The sequence below is a fragment of the Mesorhizobium sp. M7A.F.Ca.ET.027.03.2.1 genome (assembly GCF_003999175.1).
In the GTDB taxonomy this organism is placed as follows: domain Bacteria; phylum Pseudomonadota; class Alphaproteobacteria; order Rhizobiales; family Rhizobiaceae; genus Mesorhizobium.
The window spans coordinates 1-2,815 of the sequence record NZ_RZOM01000836.1 but is presented as its reverse complement, the minus strand read 5'-3'; the positions used below and the strand labels follow the sequence as shown (position 1 = coordinate 2,815).

General features: G+C 65.8%; 4 protein-coding genes and 1 pseudogene. 3 read left to right on the top strand and 2 right to left on the bottom strand.

Annotated elements, in window-relative coordinates; all coding sequences use genetic code 11:
• Both EN750_RS27725 and phnF read right to left on the bottom strand, forming a co-directional pair.
• Positions 1-122, bottom strand: a pseudogene (locus EN750_RS27725) (zinc-binding dehydrogenase); the annotation flags it as partial.
• Positions 123-461: 339 nt separating this feature from the next.
• Complete coding sequence (gene phnF / locus EN750_RS27720) at positions 462-1,214, bottom strand: phosphonate metabolism transcriptional regulator PhnF (protein WP_127398603.1); 753 nt, start codon at positions 1,212-1,214, stop codon at positions 462-464.
• 131 nt (positions 1,215-1,345) lie between these two features.
• Here phnF and phnG point away from each other — a divergent pair, with 131 nt between their 5' ends.
• From phnG to EN750_RS27705, 3 genes are all read left to right on the top strand, one after another.
• Positions 1,346-1,807, top strand: a complete 462-nt coding sequence (gene phnG / locus EN750_RS27715; RefSeq protein WP_127398601.1) for a phosphonate C-P lyase system protein PhnG — start codon at positions 1,346-1,348, stop codon at positions 1,805-1,807.
• Positions 1,807-2,418 carry a phosphonate C-P lyase system protein PhnH gene (gene phnH / locus EN750_RS27710; protein WP_127398599.1) on the top strand — a complete coding sequence of 204 codons (612 nt, stop codon included), beginning with the start codon at positions 1,807-1,809 and terminating at the stop codon, positions 2,416-2,418. Before phnG ends, phnH begins: the two co-directional genes overlap by 1 nt.
• A gap of 1 nt (position 2,419) precedes the next feature.
• Positions 2,420-2,815 (top strand): carbon-phosphorus lyase complex subunit PhnI (locus EN750_RS27705; protein ID WP_145967956.1); only part of this gene is annotated, 396 nt, incomplete at its 3' end.

Genomic DNA, 2,815 nt, shown 5'->3' with positions numbered 1-2,815 from the left:
ACAGAGACCAGCACCAAGGTGCCGCCATGCGCGACATGGGCAAAGGCCGACTGCACCGACTGGGTGTTGCCGGTGGCGTCGAAGACCACATCGAAGCCTTCGCCTGATGTTGCTTCCTTGACCAGATCGGGCACCGCGCCGCGCGATCTGGCTCGTTGGGCACATGAGAAATCGGGCCTGATCAAGGCTGTGATCGAGGTCGGATCATAACATGGCAGACGGCGAAGCCGGTCTGAATTGACGACGCCCGCGCAGGTCGACCCCCACTCCGTCTCGGCTTCGCCGAGCCACCTCTCCCCCGATCGACGGGGGAGAGGAATGGCGCGAGCTTAGCAAGGCGGGCTCCTTCCTCTCCCTCCGGAGGGGGGGAGAGGTGGCTCGGCGAAGCCGAGACGGAGTGGGGAAGGCGGTCCTCAAACGCCAAGTCGCTGAAAAATAAGCGCGACCGAGCTGTCCACTCCCTACAGCGCCGACAGCTTCAGCTCCACCCGTTCGGCCGGAAAGCGCGACTCGGAAAACTGGATCGGCTGGCCGTCCGGCGTGACGTTGACGGCAACCGTGACCAGCACGATGGCGCGCGGTTGCAGGTCGAGGTCGGCAAGGTCCGCCGCATCGGCATGGCGCGCCGACAGCACGGTCGATTGCCTGAGATAGTCGTCTATGCCGAACCGCGCCAGCGAGGCGGTGATCGACCCTGTTTCCGCCATCGCGGCATCGATGCCGGCAAAGCGCCGGGCCTCGAACCAGCCGGCCGCGCGCGACACCGGCCGTCCGTCGGCTTCGCCGCGCGTTTCCAGCCGGATCACATCGGCTCCCCTGGGAAGACCCAGTCCCTCGGCGACCCGCTGGCTGGCCGGCTCGACCGACGAGGCGAGCAGGACGATGTGCCGTTCCGTCGTCTGCCCTTGCAGCCCTGTGGAAAAACGTGTGCGCGCCCCGATCGGATAGGACAGCCGCTTGCGCGACAGCACGAAGGTGCCGCGCCCCTGCTCGGCCCGCAGCACGCCTTCCCTTACAAGGGCTGATATGGCGTTGCGCACCGTGTGACGGTTGACGCCATAGCGTTCTGCCAGCGCCACCTCCGGCGGCAGCGCTGCATTCTCCGTGAAATCGCCGATGGCGATCGCATACAGGATCTTGTCGGCGATCTGCCGCCACAGCGAAACGCCACTGCGCCGCTCGATGCCGTCCGCTGACAGCTGCCCGACCTTCATTGCCCCCCACCTTCCAGCGCCCAGTCTTCTATCGCTGTCATCCACCCGTCATGGACACGCGCTAGATAATAGGTATAATTTGTATAGTTGTCTATATCAATAGACAAATTTAGCCACGGGGACGATAGCTTATGCGAGGACAGGAAGCCCGCGACCAGGCCGAGCGCAAGGCCGCCATGGCAACCCTTGCGCAATCCAGCGGCGATGACATCGTACGGCTCTGGAATGAGGCCGGACTGCCTTCGGACGCCGAGTTGCTGCGCGGCCCCGAAACCGGCCTTGTCACCCTGCGCGGCCGCATCGGCGGCGGCGGCGCCGCTTTCAATGTCGGCGAGGCGACCGTTACCCGCGCCACCGTCCGGCTGCCCTCCGGTCAGGTCGGCCATTGCTATGCGCTTGGCCGCGACAAGCAGAAGGCGAAGCTGGCGGCCATCGCCGACGCGCTGTGGCAGGACCCTGCCCGCCGCAATGAGGTCGAGACCGGGCTGATAGCGCCCCTGCGGTCGGCTCTGACCGCAGCGCATGAAAAACGCCGCGCCGAGACGGCGGCAACGAAGGTGGATTTCTTCACCATGGTTCGCGGAGAAGACTGATGGACATTGCAGCGCAATCGATCGAGGGCGGCTTCGCCGATCCGGTCTTCAATGCCCAGACGGTGTTCCGAGCGGTCATGAACGCAATGGCGCGGCCAGGCAGCGTGCAGCCGCTGCCTGCCTTCGCCCGCCCGCCGGCGCCGCTCTCGGCGACCGCCGGCGCCATCGCACTGGCGCTGTGCGATAACGACACCCCGCTCTGGCTCGACCAGGCCCTGCAAGCTTCCACCGCCATCAGATCCTGGCTTGGTTTCCATACTGGTGCGCCCTTGGCCAACACACCGGCCGATGCGCATTTCGCCTTCATCGCGGCCCCGGCCGAGATGATGTCGCTTGATGGTTTTTCGCAGGGCACGCAGGACTATCCCGACCGTTCGACCACGTTGATCCTGCAAGTCGGCGATCTCGTCTCCGGCACGCCGCTGTTGCTCGAAGGTCCCGGCATCGAAACCAGCGCCACGATCGCGCCGGCACAGATGCCGCGCCATTTCGTCGAGCAGTGGAAACAGAACATCAAGCGCTTTCCGCGTGGCGTCGACATCATCCTCGTCACATCAGGCGGCATTGCCTGCCTGCCGCGCACGACGCGCATCAAGACGATGGAGGCGTAAGATGTATGTCGCGGTAAAAGGTGGCGAAGCCGCAATCGCCAACGCCCACAGCCTGCTTGCCGACCGCCGCCGCGGCGACCGTTCGGTGCCGGCCCTTCGTCTCGACCAGATCGTCGAGCAGCTGGCGCTCGGCGTCGACCGGGTGATGAGCGAAGGCTCGCTCTACGACCGTGAACTGGCCGCGCTCGCCATCGTCCAGGCGCGCGGCGACATGATCGAGGCGATCTTCCTGGTGCGCGCCTACCGCACCACGCTGCCGCGCTTCGGCTACTCCAGGCCCATCGACACCGCCACCATGCTGGTCGAGCGGCGCGTATCGGCGACCTACAAGGACCTGCCCGGCGGCCAGTTGCTCGGGCCGACATTCGACTACACGCATCGGCTGCTCGATCCCGAG